This is a genomic window from Celeribacter persicus, assembly GCF_003050785.1.
GTDB lineage: Bacteria > Pseudomonadota > Alphaproteobacteria > Rhodobacterales > Rhodobacteraceae > Celeribacter > Celeribacter persicus.
Genome location: NZ_QAOH01000002.1, coordinates 287425 through 307550 on the forward strand (window position 1 = coordinate 287425; position 20126 = coordinate 307550).

Annotated in this window: 15 protein-coding genes; 6 read left to right on the forward strand and 9 right to left on the reverse strand. The window is 62.5% G+C overall.

Annotation, left to right across the window (positions count from 1 at the left end; genetic code table 11):
* Nucleotides 1-25 precede the first annotated feature (25 nt).
* On the reverse strand, nucleotides 26-1069 hold the full coding sequence (locus C8N42_RS04415) for a TRAP transporter substrate-binding protein (protein ID WP_107815329.1): 1044 nt from the start codon (nucleotides 1067-1069) through the stop codon (nucleotides 26-28).
* Between the two features lie 476 nt (nucleotides 1070-1545).
* On the opposite strand from C8N42_RS04415, the gene C8N42_RS04420 reads away from it, so the two are divergent.
* Genes C8N42_RS04420 through C8N42_RS04430 form a run of 3 tightly spaced genes read left to right on the forward strand, consistent with a single transcriptional unit; the run spans nucleotide 1546 to nucleotide 7404 of the window.
* Entirely contained in the window at nucleotides 1546-3045 is a 1500-nt protein-coding gene (locus tag C8N42_RS04420; protein WP_107815330.1) for an efflux RND transporter periplasmic adaptor subunit, read from the forward strand.
* The gene (locus tag C8N42_RS04425; RefSeq protein WP_107815331.1) at nucleotides 3045-6428 is read left to right on the forward strand and encodes an efflux RND transporter permease subunit; all 3384 of its coding nucleotides are present in this window, start codon (nucleotides 3045-3047) and stop codon (nucleotides 6426-6428) included. Before C8N42_RS04420 ends, C8N42_RS04425 begins: the two co-directional genes overlap by 1 nt.
* Before the next feature lie 31 nt (nucleotides 6429-6459).
* Nucleotides 6460-7404, forward strand: coding sequence for an NAD(P)-dependent oxidoreductase (locus C8N42_RS04430; RefSeq protein WP_170109199.1), 945 nt, complete (start codon nucleotides 6460-6462; stop codon nucleotides 7402-7404).
* A 2-nt stretch (nucleotides 7405-7406) separates the two neighbouring features.
* On the opposite strand, the gene C8N42_RS04435 is transcribed toward C8N42_RS04430, so the two are convergent.
* On the reverse strand, nucleotides 7407-7604 hold the full coding sequence (locus tag C8N42_RS04435; RefSeq protein WP_107815333.1) for a hypothetical protein: 198 nt from the start codon (nucleotides 7602-7604) through the stop codon (nucleotides 7407-7409).
* A 218-nt stretch (nucleotides 7605-7822) separates the two neighbouring features.
* Between C8N42_RS04435 and C8N42_RS21540 the strand changes: the two genes are divergently transcribed.
* Nucleotides 7823-7978: a hypothetical protein gene (locus tag C8N42_RS21540; protein WP_170109200.1), complete on the forward strand. Its 156-nt coding sequence runs from the start codon at nucleotides 7823-7825 to the stop codon at nucleotides 7976-7978.
* Nucleotides 7979-7992: 14 nt separating this feature from the next.
* On the opposite strand, the gene ade is transcribed toward C8N42_RS21540, so the two are convergent.
* Together ade and C8N42_RS04445 are read right to left on the reverse strand one after the other, a co-directional pair.
* Nucleotides 7993-9687, reverse strand: coding sequence for an adenine deaminase (ade, locus tag C8N42_RS04440; protein WP_107815334.1), 1695 nt, complete (start codon nucleotides 9685-9687; stop codon nucleotides 7993-7995).
* Nucleotides 9688-9698: 11 nt separating this feature from the next.
* Nucleotides 9699-10679, reverse strand: coding sequence for a siroheme synthase (locus C8N42_RS04445; protein WP_170109201.1), 981 nt, complete (start codon nucleotides 10677-10679; stop codon nucleotides 9699-9701).
* A 209-nt stretch (nucleotides 10680-10888) separates the two neighbouring features.
* Here C8N42_RS04445 and glpD point away from each other — a divergent pair, with 209 nt between their 5' ends.
* Together glpD and glpK are read left to right on the forward strand one after the other, a co-directional pair.
* On the forward strand, nucleotides 10889-12475 hold the full coding sequence (glpD, locus tag C8N42_RS04450) for a glycerol-3-phosphate dehydrogenase (RefSeq protein WP_107815336.1): 1587 nt from the start codon (nucleotides 10889-10891) through the stop codon (nucleotides 12473-12475).
* Between the two features lie 34 nt (nucleotides 12476-12509).
* Nucleotides 12510-13976 carry a glycerol kinase GlpK gene (gene glpK / locus C8N42_RS04455; RefSeq protein WP_107815337.1) on the forward strand — a complete coding sequence of 489 codons (1467 nt, stop codon included), beginning with the start codon at nucleotides 12510-12512 and terminating at the stop codon, nucleotides 13974-13976.
* Between the two features lie 74 nt (nucleotides 13977-14050).
* Here glpK and xylA read toward each other — a convergent pair whose 3' ends face one another.
* From xylA to xylF, 5 genes are all read right to left on the reverse strand, one after another.
* A complete protein-coding gene (xylA, locus tag C8N42_RS04460) occupies nucleotides 14051-15355 on the reverse strand; it encodes a xylose isomerase (protein WP_107815338.1) in 1305 nt (434 codons plus the stop codon).
* The gene (gene xylB, locus C8N42_RS04465) at nucleotides 15352-16791 is read right to left on the reverse strand and encodes a xylulokinase (protein ID WP_107815339.1); all 1440 of its coding nucleotides are present in this window, start codon (nucleotides 16789-16791) and stop codon (nucleotides 15352-15354) included. The genes xylA and xylB overlap by 4 nt, the downstream gene beginning before the upstream one ends.
* A 44-nt stretch (nucleotides 16792-16835) precedes the next feature.
* Nucleotides 16836-17603: an ATP-binding cassette domain-containing protein gene (locus C8N42_RS04470; RefSeq protein ID WP_107815340.1), complete on the reverse strand. Its 768-nt coding sequence runs from the start codon at nucleotides 17601-17603 to the stop codon at nucleotides 16836-16838.
* A gap of 12 nt (nucleotides 17604-17615) precedes the next feature.
* Entirely contained in the window at nucleotides 17616-18881 is a 1266-nt protein-coding gene (locus C8N42_RS04475) for a sugar ABC transporter permease (protein ID WP_107815387.1), read from the reverse strand.
* 200 nt (nucleotides 18882-19081) lie between these two features.
* Nucleotides 19082-20110, reverse strand: coding sequence for a D-xylose ABC transporter substrate-binding protein (gene xylF / locus C8N42_RS04480; RefSeq protein ID WP_107815341.1), 1029 nt, complete (start codon nucleotides 20108-20110; stop codon nucleotides 19082-19084).
* Nucleotides 20111-20126: the final 16 nt, after the last annotated feature.

The following is a 20126-nucleotide window of genomic DNA, read 5'->3' on the forward strand; positions in this document are numbered from 1 at the left end:
AGCCCCTGCCCCCGGCGCAACTCTCTTAGCGGCGTTCGGACCAAGCGGCCGTTTTGGCGCGATAGGCTTCAAGCGAGTCCCAGACCCGCTTGAAATCCTCGTCCTTCGTGGTCTGCTCGGCAATCACCTCGTCAAAGGCGGCGTGAAGCCCTTCGAGCACTTCGGGTGGGAAGCTCTTGATCTCCACACCGGCCTCCTCGAAAGTCGCAATCGCATCGCCATTGGCGGTCAGCGTCGAGAGCACGGAGGTCAGGTTCACCGCCTTGCAGCTCTCCTCGATCAGGGTCTTCTGGCTCTCGTCCAGACTGTCCCATTTCGCCATGTTGATGATCAACTCATTCATCGCCGCCGGTTGGTGCCACCCCGGCAAGTAGTAATATTTACCGACATCCTGAAGGCCCAACGTGATGTCGATGGCGGGCATGGACAGTTCGGTGCCGTCGATGATGCCCTTTTCCATGCCCGGATAAATCTCGCCGCCCGGCAAAAGCACGATGGAGGCACCGACCTTGGCCATGGCCTCGCCTGCGAGACCCGCGAAACGGATTTTCTTGCCTTTCAGATCGTCGATGGAGTTGATCTCGAAATTATACCAACCGCCCGCTTCGCTATCCATCAACCCGCAGGGAATGGTTTTGACACCTTGCTCGGCGTAGATCTCGGACCAGATTTCCGCGCCGCCGCCCTCATAGAGCCAGCCGGTGTGAGTGAGCACATCGGGGCCGAACGGGATACCGCCGAACAACTGCACCGCCGGAAACCGGCCCGCCACATAGAGCGGCGAGGTAATCCCCGCATCCAGCGTCCCCTGTTGCACTGCGTCGAAGATTTGTAGCGACGGCACCAGCTTGCCCGCGCCGTACACCGTCACGTCGAGCGAGCCGCCCGAAGCTTCGTTGAGCTTTTCGCCAAGATAGGCCGCATTGGCACCGGAGGCCGGCATGGTCAGCGGCCAGGCGCTTTGAATGTCGAGCTTGGTGCCCCCCGCAAGCGCTGGGCTTGCCAGCGCCGCTGTCACAGTCAGCGCGCCAAGGGTCTTTTTCAGTGTCGAGGTCGTGCGTGCAGTCATCTCAGATCTCCTGTTGGATGGGTCTCCGGTGCGGATCGGACAAACGCAATGCCTGCTGTGCGGTGCACGTCTTCGGCCTCGAAAGACCAGCGGACAGACCTGCCAGAACAGGGGACGACAGGAGTGCGTTTGGCCGGACCATCCGGCATTTTACGTTATTATTACCGTAATTATTGCCAATCTCCGAAAGGTTATGTCAAATGCTTTTCCAGAAAATTGGATGACAAAGCATATAATGCACAAAAAACAGGCGCAGCGAGCGTTACCCCTCTCGAAACGATCAATGCCACAACCAAATCCAAGCACGGCACCCGATGTCTCTGCGTTTCGCAAGGCTAAACTCACGTTATAGAAAGCCGAAAGACAGATGGGTCACGTCGCAGCAGCCCGCAGATCGGACTTGACCCATGCCGCGTACGCGTGGTCTCTCGACCCCAACACATTCAAAAACGCACATCTATTTCGGAGATCCAGCCATGGCCACACGCAGCCGTTCCGCGGCAGGCCTCGCCATTCTCGGAGCCACCCTCGCCCTCACCCTGACCGCTGGCGGTCTGCTCTATCAGGCCGCCACCGGCCCGAAAGCCACCGCCGCCACGCGCAGCCCGAAAGAGCGCGCCTATGCCGTCGAGGTCGCGACGCTCACCGCCGAAACCCTTACTCCGGTGATCACCGCCTATGGCCGACTTGAGGCCGCGCATACGCTCGAACTGCGCAGCGCAGTGGCGGGGACGCTGGTCGATCTGCCGGAGAGCTTTCGCAATGGCGGTCAGGTGGCGGCAGGCGATCTTTTGTACCGCATCGACCCGGCCAAATTGCAAAGTGCCTATGAACTGGCGGAAACCGATGTGGCCGAGGCAGAGGCCAATCTGAACGAAATGCGCGCGACACTGGAGCTGTCACGACTTGAGGCCAGAGCCGCCGAGGAACAGCGCGATCTGCGGACCCAAGCCTACGCCCGCCAGCTCGACCTGCGCGAGCGCGGTGTGGCAACGGCGGCGGAGCTTGAGACCGCATCTCTGGCGCGTGCCGCTGCCGAGCAGACGCTGATCAACCGGCAACAGGTGGTGGCGGGCGACGAGGCGCAGTTGGCACAGGCGGATATCCTTCTGAACCGCGCTCGGATCGCTCTCAAGGAAGCCGAACGCGCCCTTTCCGACACGGAGATGCGCGCACCTTTCGCGGGTGTGCTCTCCGATGTGACCGCCCTGCCCGGCGGACTGGTGTCGGCCAATGAACAACTGGGCGTGCTGGTCGACCCGAGCCAGATCGAGGTCGCCTTTCGCCTCACCGGCAATCAATACGCGCGCTTGCTGAATGACGCGGGCACGCTGCGCAAGGCCGAAATTACCACAGTGATCCAGCGTGGGCGGCAGGAAACCGAGATCCCCGCCAAACTCGACCGCGCGGCCATCGCACTTGACGATGGGCAGGTCGGGCGTCTGGTCTATGCCCGTCTCACCGATCCCGACCCGCGCCTCGTACAACCCGGCGATTTCGTCTCGCTGCGCATCCCCGAAAAACCGCTCTCCAATGTCGCACTCATCCCTGCAAGCGCCGTGACCACCGACGGGCGTATGCTTTTGATCGGCGAAAACAACCGGCTGGAGGAAATCACCATCACACCGCTGCGCCATCAGGGCGATGAGTTGATTGTCTCCGACGTGCCCTTCGGCCAGCAATATGTCACCGCGCGCGCGCTTCAGCTTGGGCCGGGAATCGTGGTGACGCCGGTGGCGCCTGCGCTTGCGACCGAGACCGCGCCCTCCGCCACACCTGCCGCCGCAGCCCCGGCCCCGGCTGCGGACACCATCGCCCTCGATGACACCCGCCGCGCCGCGATCGTCGCCTTCATCGAGGCCAGCGAGAAGATGAAACCCGAGAAGAAGGAACAGTTCCTCGAAGAGTTGAGCCGCCCCGACGTGCCGCGCGCCACCGTCGAGAAATTCGAAGCCATGATCGCGGAGGGCCAGTGATGGCCGCCCCCGCTTCCGGTCTTCTGTCCTATTTTACGCGTCATCGCACGGCGGCGGCCTTTGTCATGGTTCTGATGCTGGCCTTCGGGCTGGTGTCCTCGACGAAAATCCGCTCGCAATTCTTCCCCGACGTGGTGGTCGACACGGTCACCGTCACGGTCGACTGGGACGGTGCCGGTCCCGAGGAGATCGACCGCGCGGTCGTGGCCCTATTGGAACCCGCGCTGCAAGGCGTCGAAGGGGTCGCAAGCTCCACCGCCGTGTCGAAAGAGGGCTCCACCACGCTGACCCTCACCCTCGATCCCGGCTGGGACATGGCGCGAGCGACCGAGGATGTGAAAGCGGCGGTCGAGACAGTCAAGAGCCTGCCGGAGACCACCGAAGAGCCTGTCGTGCGGCGCGGCGTGTGGCGCGACAAGGTGACCGAGGTGATAATCTGGGGCGATATCGGTCCCGCTCAACTGGGCGAGATCGGCGACGATTTCGTCGCCCGGCTCTACCGCGCGGGGCTGACCCGCAGTTCGATCACCGGGGTCGCTGCACCTCAGATCGACGTCAGCGTCTCCGAGGCCGCCCGCGTGCGTCATGACATCGGGCTGAGCGATATATCATCCGCCATCGCGCGACAGGTCGACACGCGGCCTGCGGGCGACGTCGGCGAAAGCGGCGCGCGGCTCACCGCCGGGCGCGAAACCCGCGAGGCGGATGCGCTGCGCGATCTGGTGATCCGGGTCAATGACGATGGCTCGAAGCTCTATCTGCGCAATCTCGCCACCATCGAGACCACCCGCTCGGATGCCGGTCAGGCCTATGCCATCAACGGCTTGCCCGCTGTGTTGATCCGGGTCGACCGCACCGCCGAGGGCGACGCCATCGGCATGGAAGCAACCGTGCGCCGGATCGCCGACGAAATACTGCCCGATCTGCCCGAAGGTGTCTCCGTCCAGTTGATCAACGCCCGCGCGCAGGACATCACCGACCGACTCGATATCTTGATGAAAAACGGCATTTCCGGTCTGGCGCTGGTGCTTGTGGTGCTGTTTCTCTTCCTGTCGGCGCGCACGGCCCTTTGGGTCGCTATGGGCATTCCGGTCTCCATGCTGGCCGCCATCGGCGTCATGTATGTCGGCGGGCTGACGCTGAACATGATGTCGCTGTTCGGCCTGATCATCACGCTCGGCATCGTCGTCGATGATGCCATCGTCGTGGCCGAACATGCCGATTACCGGGCGCGGCGACTGGGGGAAAGCCCCGATCTCGCCCCCGTAAACGCCGTGCGCCGGATGCTCGGCCCGGTGTTCAGCTCCACCGCCACCACGATCCTCGCCTTTGTCGGGCTTTTGTTCATCGGCGGCGAATTCGGCAGCCTGATCGCGGACATTCCCTATGTGGTCGCCGCCGTTCTGGTTGCCTCGCTGATCGAAAGCTTCCTCATCCTGCCACATCACATGCGCCACGCCCTGATGCACGGAGCGAAGGAACGCTGGTATGACTGGCCCTCGCGCCAGTTCAACCGGGGCTTTGCATGGGTCTCCGAGCGCTGGTTCGCGCCTCTCATGACGCTTGTGCTCCGCCTGCGCTACCCGGTGATCGCAGCCATGCTCCTGCTTCTGTCTCTCTCCGCCTCTCAGGTGCTGCGCGGCTCCGTCCCTTGGGCTTTCTTCACCGCGCCCGAGCGCAGTTCTGTCACCGGCAATTTCGCCTTCCTTCCCGGTGCGACCCGCGAAGACGCCCTTGCGCTTGCACAGGAACTCGACCGCGCCACCAAGGCCGTCGGTGCCGCCTATGAGACCGAGAGCGGCATCGACCCTCTGGTGCACATCCTGACACAGGTCGGCGGCACGGCGGCCAAGGGCATTCCGGGGCAGGAAACCATGGACCCCGACACGCTTGGCTCCATCGACATCGGGCTTGTCGGCGCGGATCAGCGGGAGTTTTCCGGACAGGATTTCGTGCGTGAGTTGATGGCGGAGATCAAACGCCCGGCAGGGCTTGCCGTGTTGAGCTTCCGCTCGCAGGGTGTCGGTCCGGGCGGGGATTCGCTCTCGGTCAATTTTTACGGCAGCGACAGCGACAGGTTGAAATCCGCCGCCACCGATTTGATCGCCGCGCTTGGCCAATACCCGGAGGTCACCGGGCTTCAGGACAGCCTGCCCTACGGGCGCGAGGACATCCGCCTAGACCTCACCCCGACGGGCGAAGCGCTCGGGTTCACCACCTCCGAGATCGGCGCGGAGCTGTTCGGGCGGTTGAATGGCCTGACGGCGGCGGAATTCCCGGCAGGGACACGCACCACCGAAGTGACCGTTAAAGTGCCGGAGGCGGAACTGACCGCCGATTACCTCGACAGCACGCTGATGCAAAGCCCGGACGGCCAGTGGATTCCGCTGGGCGAGATCGTCACGGCAAAGAGCAGCCTCGCCTTCTCCACCATCTCGCGCGAAAACGGACGGCAGTTGGTGAGCATCACCGGCGCGCTCTCTGAGGACGATCCGGTGCGCGCCACCGAGATCGGTCGGGCGCTCAACGAAGAGATTTTACCGCAGATCGCCGCACGTTACGATCTCGACTGGGATCTGGGCGGGCTGGTGTTGCAACAGAACGCCTTCCTTGACGAGGCCATGGTCGGTTTCCTGCTCTGCATCCTCGGCATTTATCTCGTACTCGGCTGGGTCTTCGGAAGCTGGACCCGCCCGCTCATCGTCATGGCCGTCATCCCCTTCGGCCTGATCGGCGCGATCTGGGGCCATGCGCAATTCGGCCTCGCCATGTCGCTTTTCACCATCATCGGGCTCATTGGCATGTCGGGGATCATCATCAATGACGCCATTGTCCTCGTCACCACGATTCAGGACAACGCCCGGACCATGCCGATCCTGCGCGCCGCCGTCTCTGGCGCAACAGAACGGTTGCGCCCGATCCTTTTGACCACGCTCACGACCGTCCTGGGCCTTGCGCCGCTGATGTATGAGGAGAGCCGTCAGTCGCTGTTCCTCAAACCCACGGTGGTGACACTGGTCTACGGCCTGACGGTGGGCTTTTTCATCGTGCTGCTTCTGGTCCCTGCACTTCTGTTGGTCCAAAACGATCTGTCACAGCGTCTCACCAGCCTGCGCCATCTGATCCGGGGCCGCCGCATGCCGGAGCGCCTGCGCCGGGCTGCGGGCGGGACGGCTCTGGCGGTCCTCCTGGTCACCCTCGTGCTGATGCTGCCATGGGCACTGACCGGCACAGCACTGATCCCGCTCGGATCGTTGCCTCCCTTGGCCGCAAGCCTGATCGTGACGCTTCTGGTCGATCTGGCGCTTGCCGGGGGCTTTCTCTGGCTCAGTGGCTCACAGGGTCGGGCAAAGGGGGATGACCGCCGCACGCTTTCCCATTAAGATCGCCGAAAACCCTTTTCGGAATAGGCACATGACCCAACCTGTGATCGTCAATCAGATCGACCCGGAGTTCGGCCAGACCCTCTCCGCGCATCCCAGCCAGCCGCGCGTGATCGACCATTTCGACCGGAAACGGCCCTGGGATTTGCCGGGGGACGCCGAAGTGCTGGTCACCCGCTCCTTTCGGTCATGGCTCAAGGCCCCCGAGACGTGCGACTTTCCGGCGCTGAAATGGGTGCAGACCTTCTCCGCCGGGATAGAAACCTACCCCAACTGGTTGATGCAGGGACGCGTGGTGACCAACGGACGCGGCCTGACCGCGCCGCAGATCGCGGAATATGTCATGGCCGCGCTTTTGCTGGTGGAAAAGGATATTTACGGCGCCCGCACCACCTCTCTCGAAGATTGGGGCACACGGGTGTTCGGCACGCTTGAGGGCAAAAGCCTCGGCCTCATCGGCTATGGTGCGATTGGCGCAGCCGTGGCGAAACGCGCCCGGGCCTTCGACATGGAGGTGCTGGCCTGTCGGCGCGGGGCATGGCGCGAGGTGCCTGAGGGGATCACGCCTTGCGCTTCTCCCAAAGAGGTATTGGCGGGCTCGGATCATGCGGTGATCGCCATGCCTCTCACGCCCGAGACGACCGGCATGGTGAATGACGCCCTGCTCGCGCACGCCAAGCCCGGTTTGCACCTGATCAACGTCGCACGCGGCGCGCTTGTCGAGCAAAGCGCCCTCTTGCGCGCGCTGGACGCGGGGCAATTGAGCAAGGCGACGCTCGATGTCACACACCCGGAGCCGCCTGTCGCAGGCGATCCGATCTGGACCCATCCAAAAGTGCTTTTGACCCCGCATGAATCCTACAAAGGCGGCTTGTCGGAGCGTGCGCGGTTCGAACATAAAATGCTCGCCAACCTCGACGCCTGGCTTGCGGGCAAGCCGATGACCGATGTCGTCGACCTCGCCCGCGGTTATTGAATTCAGGCCCCTTTGAAGCTCGGCACGTCGACCGGTTCAAGATCCGCCGGGCTTTCTCCCTCCTGAATTTTCTGACAGGCGACCGGGTAATGGTCGGAGGTGGTGCATTGCGACACCGGATATGTCTCCACCTGATCACAGGCGGCAAGGGTCCCCAGAGTCAATGTGGCCAACGCCACGGGCAGGATGAGTTTTTTCATATCAGGCTCCTCATAAAGAACGTTTCGCCACCCTATGTGGGAGTTTTGACAAAACCGTCAATATGAGAAGTGCCCCAAAATGAACTGATCAGTTCACTTTTTGTGTCATCCAACCCCTTCCCCTTTGTATTCAATCCATTAAAGCGTCCTGCCTCTATGTGATGTCTCAGGTTAAAGGCTGGGCGCTTTAGACTGCGTGGGATCACAGAGGACGGGATATGTCACGGTTTCTGATGGGTTCGGCGCTTATGCTGCTCACCGGCTGTTACGGCTTTGTCGTCGCGTATCAGAACCTCGCGCGATGCGATGGCAGTGCCGCGCCGCTGGTGCCGGCCAGACGTAAAAGCGACGCCTGCCACCATTACTTTGCCTGAGCGGTCTTCTGCGCTCAGGCGATGATCTCGAATTTCGTCACATCGACCATGCCCCGGTCGGTGATCTTGAGCGCCGGGATCACGGGAAGCGCCAGAAACGCCAGTTGCAGGAACGGTTCTTCCAGAGTGACACCGAGAGAGGCCGCCGCCGCACGCAGATCGACAAGATGATCGCGCACCACCTCGAAGGGCTCCAAACTCATCAGCCCCGCCACCGGCAGCGCCAGTTCCGCCAAGACCTCCCCATCGCGGACCACGACGAACCCGCCCTCGATCTCCGACAGACGGTTCGCGGCCAGCGCCATATCGGCGTAATCGACACCGACGCAGGCAATGTTGTGATGGTCATGACAGACCGTCGAAGCAATCGCCCCGGCCTTGAGGCCAAAGCCTTTGACGAAGCCGCTGGCGATATTGCCATTCTTGCCGTGGCGTTCGATGACCGTGATCCGGCTCAGATCGCGGTCCGGGTCCGGTGCCTTGTCGCCATCGACGATGGGCACGGTCTCGCGCAGGTGTTCGGTGATGATCTTGCCCTCGATGATGCCGATCACGTCGACCTCTTCGCGGTTGCCGGTCGCGCGGAAGTCCTCCGGTTTCACCTGTGGCGCTTTCACTGACCCGCGTCCCACCGGCGCGACATGGCCGCGCGCGGCGAAGGCCTCGTCTGTCACCTCAACCCCGCCCGCTAACACTATGACAGCATTGCATTTTTCCAGACTGTCGAGCACCACGATATCCGCGCGTTTACCAGGTGCAATCATGCCGCGATCCTTGAGCCCAAAGGCCTCCGCCGCCGACAAAGTCGCCGCGCGGTACACCGCCAGCGCCGGACTGCCCAGCTCGATCAGCGTGCGAATGACGTAATCCAGATGGCCGTATTCGCCGATGTCCAGAGGGTTGCGATCATCGGTACACAGGCACATATAGGGCGCGGTCAGATGGGTCAGAAGCGGTTGCAGCGCGTGCATATCCTTTGACACCGACCCTTCGCGGATCAAAACCCGCATCCCCTTGCGCAGCTTCTCGCGCGCTTCCTCGGCGGTGGTCGCCTCATGTTCCGTGCGGATGCCCGCCGCGATATAGGCGTTGAGGTCCATACCCGAAAGCTGCGGACAATGGCCGTCGATATGGGCGTCCTCGAAGAGACGGATTTTCTTCATCGCCTCGGGGTCGCGATAGATCACGCCCGGATAATTCATGAACTCCGCAAGGCCGATGCCCGACGGATGGCCCATGACCTCCTTGAGATCATCCGCCAAAAGCTCCGCCCCCGCCGTCTCCATATGCGTGGAGGGCACACAGGAGGACAGTTGCACCCGGATCGACATCAGCGTGTGCTCGGACGCCTCCTGAAAATAGCGGATGCCCGGCAGGCCGATGACATTGGCGATCTCATGCGGGTCGCAGATCGCCGTGGTCACGCCCCGCGGCAAAACACAGCGGTCGAACTCGAACGGCGTCACAAGGGAGCTTTCGATATGCAGATGCGTGTCGATGAAGCCAGGCACGATCACTTTGCCCGTCACGTCGATCTCGCGCTTTCCCTCGTAGCGCTCATAAACCCCCGCGATCCGGTCGCCGACGATGGCCACATCGCCGACGATCAGCTCACCGGTCATCAGGTCAAAGATCGAACCGTTTTTCAAAACGATATCCGCAGGCGCCTCGCCGCGCGCCACCGCAATCCGCCGTTCCAGATCCGCCATTTTCGTCTCCTTCAAACCCTCACCGCCGGCACGCGCTCCACATCCTCGGGCAGCCCCAAAGCCGCCCGTTCCGCATCGCGTCGCGGCACCAGCCAGACAACCCGCGCACCCTTCTCGTAGTCTTGCAGAACAACGTGACGCTGATCCGACAGAAGCCAGTCCTCCGTGCCGTGGCTCACGCCGACGATCACCCGCTCGGCGTCGCGTCGCGCCAGTTCCAGCATCGGCGCGAATTCCGCCTCGGCACAGACCACCAGATCGGCCTCCTGCAAACGCTGCACAGCGCGCAGCGTCAGAAGGTCCGGATCGGGGCTTCCGATCGGCAGAAGCGCCAGAGCGCCCCGCGCATCGTCCTCCGGCGCACCACCCGCGGCAATCGCGGCCTTGATCTTTTCCGCAGCCTCCCGCTCCGCCCCACGGGCAAAGAGAGTGCGCGGGGCATCGTGATAAACCCACCGCCAGAATTCCCGGCGTTTCTCGCGCGGCACCTCCTGCGCCACCGCCTCGCGCAACCGCCCCGCAAGCGCCACAAGCTCCCCCAGACGCGGTTCGAGAATCTCCTCCAGCCGGGTCTTGATCTGACGCGCCAGAACCGGCGCCGCCCCCTCTGTCCCAATCGCCACCACCAGAGGATCGCGGTCCACGATGGAAGGCGTGTTTGCCTCGCAGAGATCGGGCCGGTCGACGACGTTCACCAGAGCACCCGCGTCGCACACGATCTGCGCCATGCGCACATCGCAGTCTTCGTCCCCGGTGCAGACAAACACCAGAGCCGCATTGACAAACAGATCGTCGGTGATCTCGCCCGCATGCTGCACCGCCCTGTTGTCCGCAACCAGAGCCGCCAGTTCCGGGTCGAGTTCCGGCGCCGCCAGAACGATCCGCGCCTCGGTCTTGAGCATCAGCCGAGCCTTTTGCGCCGCCGTCTCGCCGCCCCCGATGATGACGACATCGCGCCCGGTCATACGCAGGAACATGGGAAAGAATTTCATAGGGTGCGGCCTCTTCGTGGACTTTCGGTCAGAGTTTCCCATCGGGGCGGAAATGACAAGCCTGTCTCTTTCCTGGACCGGCTTTAATCTCATTTTACGCAGCGCTCGCGACGAGAGGCGCTAAATCTCTGGTCAAAAACCTTTTCTTGACAATTGCCGGCCCAGGGTCACCGTTAACCCAAAGACAGCCTGATTATGAAAAGCGTGACATGACTTCCCCGGACACGACCTCACCTGCTCCCAAAGACGACATTCTGGACCTGTTCATCATCGGTGGCGGCGTGAATGGCTGCGGCATTGCCCGCGATGCCGCCGGGCGCGGCCTCAAGGTCGCTCTGGCCGAGATGGGCGATCTGGCGCAGGCAACCTCGTCGGCCTCCTCGAAGCTCTTTCACGGCGGCCTGCGCTATCTCGAATATGGTGAGGTCCGTCTGGTGCGCGAGGCTTTGGAGGAACGCGAGGTCCTGCTCAAGGCCATGCCGCATATCGCTTTTCCCATGCGCTTTGTCCTGCCGATCTCGAAAGAAATGCGGTTTGACGCGGACACACCGATCTCGAAACTTCTGAAATACACCATGCCCTGGCTCAAGGGGCAGCGCCCCGGCTGGATCATCCGCATCGGGCTCTGGATGTATGACCATCTGGGCAAACGCAAGATCCTTCCCGGCACCACGGGCTATGACCTTGCCGGTCGCCCCGAGGGCGCGCCCTTGCAGGACCGGTTCAAACACGCGTTCGAATATTCCGATGTCTGGGTCGATGACGCCCGCCTCGTGGTGCTCAATGCGATGGATGCCCGCGATCTGGGCGCGAAGATCATGACGCGGGCTAAAGTGACCTCGGCGAAACGCGCAGGCGATCACTGGGAGATCGAGGTCGAGGGTCAGGGCATCTTTCGGGCCAAAGCCCTCGTCAACGCTGGCGGACCCTGGGTCGCCGACATCCTCACCGGCGTGATCCGCGCCAATTCGACCGAACGTGTGCGCCTCGTGCGCGGCTCGCATATCGTCGTCAACCGGCTCTACGAACACGAAAAGGCTTATTTCCTGCAAGGTCCTGACGGGCGGATCATCTTTTTCCTGCCATTTCAGCGCGATTTCACCATGATCGGCACGACCGAAGCCCGGCATGAGGCCGACCCGCTGGTGGCCGAAGCCACATTCGAGGAAAAGCGCTATCTTCTCGATTTCGCCAACCAGTATCTCAGGACACCTCTGACACAGGCCGATGTGGTGCATAGTTTCGCGGGCGTCCGCCCGCTCTATGAGGACGGAGCCTCGACCGCGACGGCGGCGACGCGCGAATATGTGCTTTCGCTCGATCAGAACGGCCCGCCCTTGCTCAACGTCTTCGGCGGCAAGATCACCACCTACCGCAAACTCGCCGAAGCCGCTCTCGCCAAACTCACACCGTTCTTCGTCATGACAGAGCCGTGGACTAAGGAAGCCCTCCTGCCCGGAGGCTTCACCTATGGCCATGACATGGAACAGGTGACCTCCCTCACCCTGCAATTTCCCTTCCTGACACCCGAGGCCGCCGACCGGCTCGTGCATCTTTACGGCCGCAACGCCGCCGCGATTTTCGACGACGTGGTGGGGCCAACAGACATGGGGCGCGATTTCGGCCATGGGCTGACGGAAGCGGAACTGCGCTATCTCATCCGCGAGGAATTCGCCCGCGACGTCGAGGACGTGATCTGGCGACGTACCAAACTCGGTCTGCGCCTCAGCGCCGCCGAGATCGCCGCCATCGACGACTGGATGCGCCAGCACGTCCCCCTGCTTGCCGATCTGTAACCGGGTCCTTATCCTCGGCACAAAGGGAGGCATCATGGCAGACACACTCGTCGCCCTCGATCAGGGCACCACATCCACGCGCACGATCCTGTTCGACGCAGATCTCACCCCGATCGCCAGCGCGCAGGAAGAATTCGCACAGCATTATCCCCGCTCCGGCTGGGTCGAACACGATGCGATGGATTTGTGGGAGACCTCGCGACGCTGTCTCGCGCAGGTTTTAACCGAGGTCCGCCCCGCCGCCCTCGGCATCACCAACCAGCGTGAAACCACGGTGGTGTGGAATGCGGACACTGGCAAACCGCTCGCCCCCGCCATCGTCTGGCAGGACCGGCGGACGTCGGAAACCTGCGCCAGGCTGCGCGCAGAAGGCTTTGAGACCGAAGTCACCGCCCGGACCGGCCTCCTGCTCGACCCGTATTTCTCCGCCACCAAGCTTGCCTATATCCTCGACCAGCACGATGGTGCCCGCGAGGCCGCCAAAGCGGGTCGCATGAAATTCGGCACGGTCGACACATGGCTGATCTGGAACCTGACCGAAGGCCGGGTGCACGCCACAGACGCGACCAACGCCTGCCGCACCATGCTCTACAACATCCATGAGGGGCGCTGGGATCAGACCATCTGCGATCGCCTCGGCATCCCGATGGAGATTCTCCCCGAGGTGCGCGACAGTGCCGCCGACTTCGGCGAAACCACCCTCTTCGGCGCAGCGCTCCCCATTCGCGGTGTCGCGGGCGATCAACAGGCCGCCACCGTCGGTCAGGCCTGTTTCACCCCCGGCATGATGAAATCCACCTATGGCACCGGCTGTTTCGCACTTCTCAACACCGGCGCGCATCCCGTCGCCTCGCAACACCGGCTCCTCACCACCATCGCTTATCAGTTGAACGGCACCCCGACCTATGCGCTCGAAGGCTCGATCTTTGTCGCGGGCGCGGTGGTGCAATGGCTGCGCGACGAGCTTGGCGTCATCGAACAGGCCTCCGACACGCTGGAAATGGCACAAAAGGCCGATCCCGAGCAACAGCTCTACCTCATTCCCGCCTTCACTGGCCTTGGCGCACCGTGGTGGGATGCCGAGGCGCGCGGGGCCATCTATGGCCTGACCCGCAACAGCGGGCCGAATGAGTTCGCCCGCGCGGCGCTGGAAAGCGTCGGTTACCAGACACGGGACCTGATCGAAGCCATGCACGCCGACTGGACCGCGCCGCAAGAGACGACACTGCGCGTCGATGGCGGGCTCTCGGCCAACCCCTTCGCGATGCAGTTCCTCGCCGACATCCTCGGCGCCCCGGTGGACCGCCCCGCCAATCTGGAAACCACCGCCTTGGGGGCGGCCTATCTCGCGGGGCTGGCCGTGGGCCTCTGCCCGGCACCGCAAGAGTTTGCCCGAAACTGGCGTGCAGAAGCCACCTTCTCTCCCGAAATGGACAAAACCACACGCGAGATGAAATACAACGGCTGGACCGACGCGATCCGCCGCACGCTCAGTCACTGACGGTTTTCTGATGGCTAAAATACTCGAAAAGGCGGGGATGCCCCCGCCCCTTCTTGTCTTTCACACGCTGTCTGTCACACGAACGAACTTACGAGGTTCTCCAGCCGTTCCTGCCGCCCCGAGCGCGGTTCCGGGTTGATGCCTTCCGAAAGCACCCGCGCCTGAATGCTCTCCAGATCGCCGGTCTTCAGCATCGTCGCATTCTCCGCCTTGTCCCAATCGGCGTAACGCGCCGCGCGGTTGGCCTCCAGCCGCCCGTCTTCCAGCATCGCCGCCGCTGCTTTCAGCCCCCGAGCGCACATATCCATGCCACCAACATGGGCCAGGATCAGATCTTCGGGGTCGAGCGATTGCCGCCGGATACGCGCGTCGAAATTGGTGCCGCCGGTGGTGAAACCGCCCGCTTTCAGCACCTCGTAATACGCGAGCGCCACCTCATGCGGCGCGTTCGGGAACTGATCGGTGTCCCAGCCGGATTGATAGTCATTACGGTTCATGTCGATGGAGCCGAGGATGCCGAGCGAAGCCGCCAGCGCCAGCTCATGCTCGAACGAGTGTCCAGCGAGAATGGCGTGGCCCTGCTCTATGTTCATCTTCACCTCGCCCTCAAGCCCGTAGCGCTTGAGAAAGCCATAGACCGTCGCCACATCGAAATCATACTGATGTTTCGAAGGCTCCTGCGGCTTCGGCTCGACCAGAATAGCGCCTTTCCAGCCCATCTTATGCTTATACTCGACGACCATTTCGAGCATCCGCGCAGCCTGATCCGCCTCGCGCGTCAGATCGGTGTTCAAGAGCGTCTCATAGCCTTCACGCCCGCCCCAGAGCACGTAGTTCTCGCCCCCGAGCTTGATGGTCGCATCCATGCAGGACTTGATCGTCGCGGCACTATAGGCGAACACATCCGGGTCCGGGTTGGTCGCCGATCCGGCCATGAAGCGGCGATGAGTAAAGAGGTTGGCCGTGCCCCACAGAAGACGGGTTTTCGAGCTTTCCATCTTCTCCGCAAAGTAATCGACGATCTCTTCGAGATTGCGTTTGCTCTCAGCAAAATCCGCCCCCTCGGGCCGCACATCGAGGTCATGGAAACAGAAGAACGGCGCTTGCAGGATGTCGAACATCTCGAAGGCCACATCGGCCTTCATCTTGGCCTTCGCCATACCCTCGCCGAACCACGGACGGTCGAACGTCCGCCCGCCGAACGGATCGCCGCCCTCATAGGCAAAGCTGTGCCAATAGGCCACGGCGAAGCGCAGATGGTCCTCCATCCGCTTGCCCATCACTACCTCATCGGGGTTGTAATGCTTGAAAGCGAACTCGTTGCCGCTTTCCGGCCCTTCATAGGCAATCTGCGGGATATTTTTGAAAAACTCTGTCATGTCAGCCCCTTGATAGCTTTTTGTGCAGCCTTGAACCGGGCGAACCCGTCTTCATAAGCCGTCATCAGATCCTGAACCGGGTCGATCGTGGCCTGTATGCGTGGCGTTGTGGCGATCTCCGCCCCGCCGCCCGTGGCCGCCATCATGCCCAGACGCGCCGCCCCGAAAGCGCCGCCGAAATCTCCGGCAACCGGCAGATCGACAGGCACGCCCAGAGCCGTGGCAATCGCCATGCACCAGTAATGCGAGCGCGATCCTCCGCCGACGGCCAGAAGCCGCTCGATATTGGTCCCGGTGGCGGAAAGCGCCTGCGCACAGTCCTTGATCGCGAACGTGACGCCTTCAAGCACCGCGCGCGTGCCCGCCGCCGTGTCGGTCGCATGTTCGAGCCCCGTAAACGCGCCCCGAATGGCCGCGTCATTCAAAGGCGTGCGTTCGCCGCCCAGATAGGGCAAGAATTGCGTCTTGCCCGGCGCTTTGAGCGCGCCCAGATTGGCGGTCAGCTCCGCCGCGCCCTTGCCAACGAACCGCCCGTACCAGTTGAGCGCATCGGTCGCCGCGAGGATCACGCCCATCTGGTGCCACGTGCTCGGCAGCGCGTGACAAAACGTATGGACCGCCGTGGCGGCGTCGGGTTGATAGCCGTCATTGGCGGCAAAAAGCACGCCGGAGGTCCCAAGGCTCACGAAAGCCTGCCCGGCCTTGACCACGCCCACGCCGATGGCCGAGGCGGCATTGTCACCGCCGCCGCCCGCGATGACGCAGGTGGTGGGAATGTTCCATTTGGCCGCCAGTTCCGGACGCAATTGGCCAGAAACCTCAGAGCCCTCGACCAGACGCGGCATGAAGCTGCGGTCCATGTCGGTCGCCGCCAGAAGATCGTCAGACCAATCGCGCGCACCTGTGTCAAACCACGCGGTGCCTGCGCTGTCAGACATCTCACCGACGAAATCGCCCGTCAGATAGAGGCGCAGATAGTCCTTTGGCAAAAGCACCTTTCGGACCTGCGCGAAAATCTCCGGCTCGTTGTTTTTCACCCAGGCAAGCTTCGGCGCGGTGAAGCCCGGAAAAACGATATTGCCGGTGATCGCCCGAAAGCGCGGATCGGCATCGAGCGCGGCAGCCTCGGCATGGGATCGCGTGTCGTTCCACAGGATGCAGGGCCGCAGCACCTGATCCGCGGCATCGAGCAACGTCGCGCCGTGCATCTGCCCTGAGAGACCGATGCCCTTGACGCCCGACAGGTCCGCCTTCTCACCCAAAGCGGCCATCACCGCATCGCAGGCCGCAAGCCACGCCGCCGGGTCCTGTTCCGACCAGCCGTCTTGCGGGCGCTCGTTGCTCAGAGGCGCACCGGCCTCCGCCACGACATTTTGCTCCGCGTCGATCAGCAGGGCTTTGAGACCGGAGGTCCCGAGATCAAGTCCGATATACATGAATGATCCGTATGTTGCGGGCGGGCGTCCTGCCCACCCAAGGTTCAATACGCCTGCGGCGGCTTTTTCCCCATGATGATCATGCCGAGAATGTCCTCGTCCGTGACCTCATTCACATTGACCGTGCCGACCTTCTGCCCGTTCTTCATCACCATCGCCCGGTCGCAAAGCCGCATGACGTTGTGAATGTCGTGCTCAATGAGGAAGATGCCGAGGCCCTGCGCTTTCAGTTCCTCGATGAGTTCGGCGACCATCTGGGTCTCATGCGGGCCAAGCGCTGCCGTCGGCTCATCCATGATCAGGATTTTCGCGTTGAAATAGACCGCGCGGGCAATGGCGACGGATTGGCGCTGACCGCCCGAAAGGGCTGAGACCGGCACTTTGAACTTCTGGAAGTTCGGGTTGAGCCGCCCCATGATCTTGCGCGTCTCCGCCTCCATCGCGGGTTCATCGACAAAGCCCAGAGGCGTCACCAGTTCACGCCCGAGGAACAGGTTCGAGGCGGCATCGAGATTGTCGGCGAGCGCAAGCGTCTGATAGATCGTCTCGACATTATAGCGCCGCGCATCGCGGGTGTTGCGGATATCGGCCTTCTCGCCGTTGATGAAGACCTCGCCGGCATCCTTTTGGTAAGCCCCGGAGAGGCATTTGATCAGGGTCGATTTCCCCGCGCCGTTGTGGCCCAGAAGACCGACGACTTCGCCGGGATAGAGGTCGATGGTTACATGATCCACCGCCTTGACGCCGCCGAAAGCGATGGAAATGTCCCGAAGCTCCACGAGGGGCGTGCCGGTGTTCGGATTGCTGCTCATGATCGTCTCTCCTTACACCTTGATGCCAAGTTTCTTGCGATACTGGATGTCGATCCAGACGGCGAACACGAGAACGGACCCCACGACGATGTTCTGAAGCGGCGCATCGACGCCGACCATCGCCATGCCCGATTGCAACGACTGCATGATCAGCGCGCCGAGGATAGCCCCGTGAATGGTGCCGATCCCGCCCGAAAGCGCCGTGCCGCCGATCACCGCCGCCGCGATCACCCGCAACTCGTCCAAAGTGCCGATGTCATTGGCATGAGACGCCAGACGCGCGGAAGCGATCACCGCAGAAAGACCACAAAGGAAGCCCATCAGCGCGAAAATCTTGACCGTCAGGAGTTTGGTGTTGATGCCGGAGAGTTCCGCCGCATCCGGGTTGCCGCCGGTGGCAAAGATATATTTGCCGAGGCGGGTTTTCTTGGCGAGCATGGTCATGGCGATGGCCACCACGATCAGAACGATCACCGAGATCGGCAGACCGTAGGCCTCGGTATAGCCGTCCGGCAGCACCTCACCGCGCGCTTCGAACATCCGGCGCAGCTTGCCGGTCGGGATGTCATAGGCGTTGAGCGTGGCGATGTAGCCGAGGATCACCGCAACCGAGATACCGCCAAGCGTCATCTCCGCCCAGAGCGGTTTCGTCGGGAAACCATGGGTCTTGCGCGCCTGACGCGCGTTCCAGATCGCGTAGATCGCAAAGGCCGAAGCGAGCAGCCCCACACCCCATGAGAGCGTCGCCCCCAAAGTGCCCTCCGCGCCCCCGAGCACAAGATAGGTCGTATCAAGCGGCGCAATGGTCTGCCCGTCGGTGACATACCAGCCGACATAGCGCCAGATCAGCAAGCCGCCGAGAGTGACGATGAAGGCCGGAATGCCCTGATAACCGATGAGCCAGCCGTTGAACGCCCCGATTAGTGTGCCGATTGCCAGACAGGTCAGGATCGCCAGAGGCGCGATCATCGGGTTGCCATAGTCGAGCCCGACGATCTGCGGCAGCCAGCGCGCCTGCATCATCGCCCCCATGGCGGAGGCAATCGCCAAAACCGCGCCGACGGAAAGGTCAATGTGGCGGGTGACGATCACGAAGACCATCCCCGTCGCCATGATCGCGACCGAGACGGTCTGAACCGTCAGGTTGAAGATATTGCGCGGCGTGACGAACCGTCCGTCGGTAAAGAAATTGAACGCCAGCGCGATGAGGATGAAGGCTCCCACCATCCCGAGAAGGCGCACATCCAGTTCCAACTGCCCGAATACACTCTTGCGCATCGCGGGCAGCCCGGTTTCGGTGCCTGTACCCGCTTCGGCCTTGCCCGTCGCATGATCGGCCGTTTGATCAGCCCCATGATCTATCATTGTCATGATTCCTTTCGCCCCTCCCCGAGGCGCTTCTGTTCCGCCGCGTTCCCGGCGGCATCGACCTGCGCAGGCACACCCGCGCAGGTCCTTGTCCACGGTTCAAATACGGATCAGTTACAGGGCGACGGACCGTCGCTCACCCCCTGGCAAAGCGCATCCTTGGTGATCCAGCCCGCGTCCACCACCACGTCGAGATTGTCCTTGGTGATCGGGATCGGGGCGAGGAACATCGCCTTCATCTCCTTGCCGCCCGGCGTGGTGAAATCGACCGTGCCCGGCACATCCGCCGGCGCCATGCCGCCCGCAAGCTCCACCGCGATCTCTGCGGCGTTCTTGCCCAGTTCGCGCGAGTCTTTCCAGACCGACACAGTCTGGGTGCCGAGCGCGATGCGATTGAGCGCCGCGTGATCGCCGTCCTGACCGGAGACCGGAATACCCGCCATGCCCTGCGCCATAAGTGCGGCAACGGCACCACCCGCGGTCCCGTCATTGGAGGCCACGACCGCATCCACCTTGTTGTCATTGGCGGTCAAGATCGATTCCATGTTGCGCTGCGCATTCGCCGGCAGCCAGGCATCGGTATAGGCCTCGCCCACGATGGTGATGTCACCCGCATCAATCGCCGCCTGCAACACCTCCTGCTGACCGCCGCGCAGGAAGTCCGCGTTCGGGTCGGTCGGAGAGCCTTTGATCATCACGTAATTGCCGGTCGGCTGGGCTTCATAAACGGCCTTCGCCTGAAGACGACCGACCTCGATATTGTCAAAGGTCAGGTAATAGGCGCGCGGGTCCTCGATCAGCCGGTCATAGGCGATCACCGGGATGTCCTCGTCGGTGGCCAGCTGCACCGCCGGGATCACCGCCTGGGTGTCCTGCGCCAGAACGATCAGCGCATCCACGCCTTGAGCGATCAGGCTTTCGATATCGGAAAGCTGCTTGGCCGAGGACGATTGCGCGTCCGCCGAGACATATTCGGCACCGGCCGCTTCGAGCGCCGCCTTGATCGCGCCCTCGTCCGTTTTCCAGCGCTCTTCCTGAAAGTTGGACCAGCTCACGCCCACCGTCAGCCCTTCGGCCATGGCAGATGTGACAAAACCGGCGGCCACAATCGTGGCGGCCATCAGCATGGATTTACGCATGAATTTCCTCCCAAAT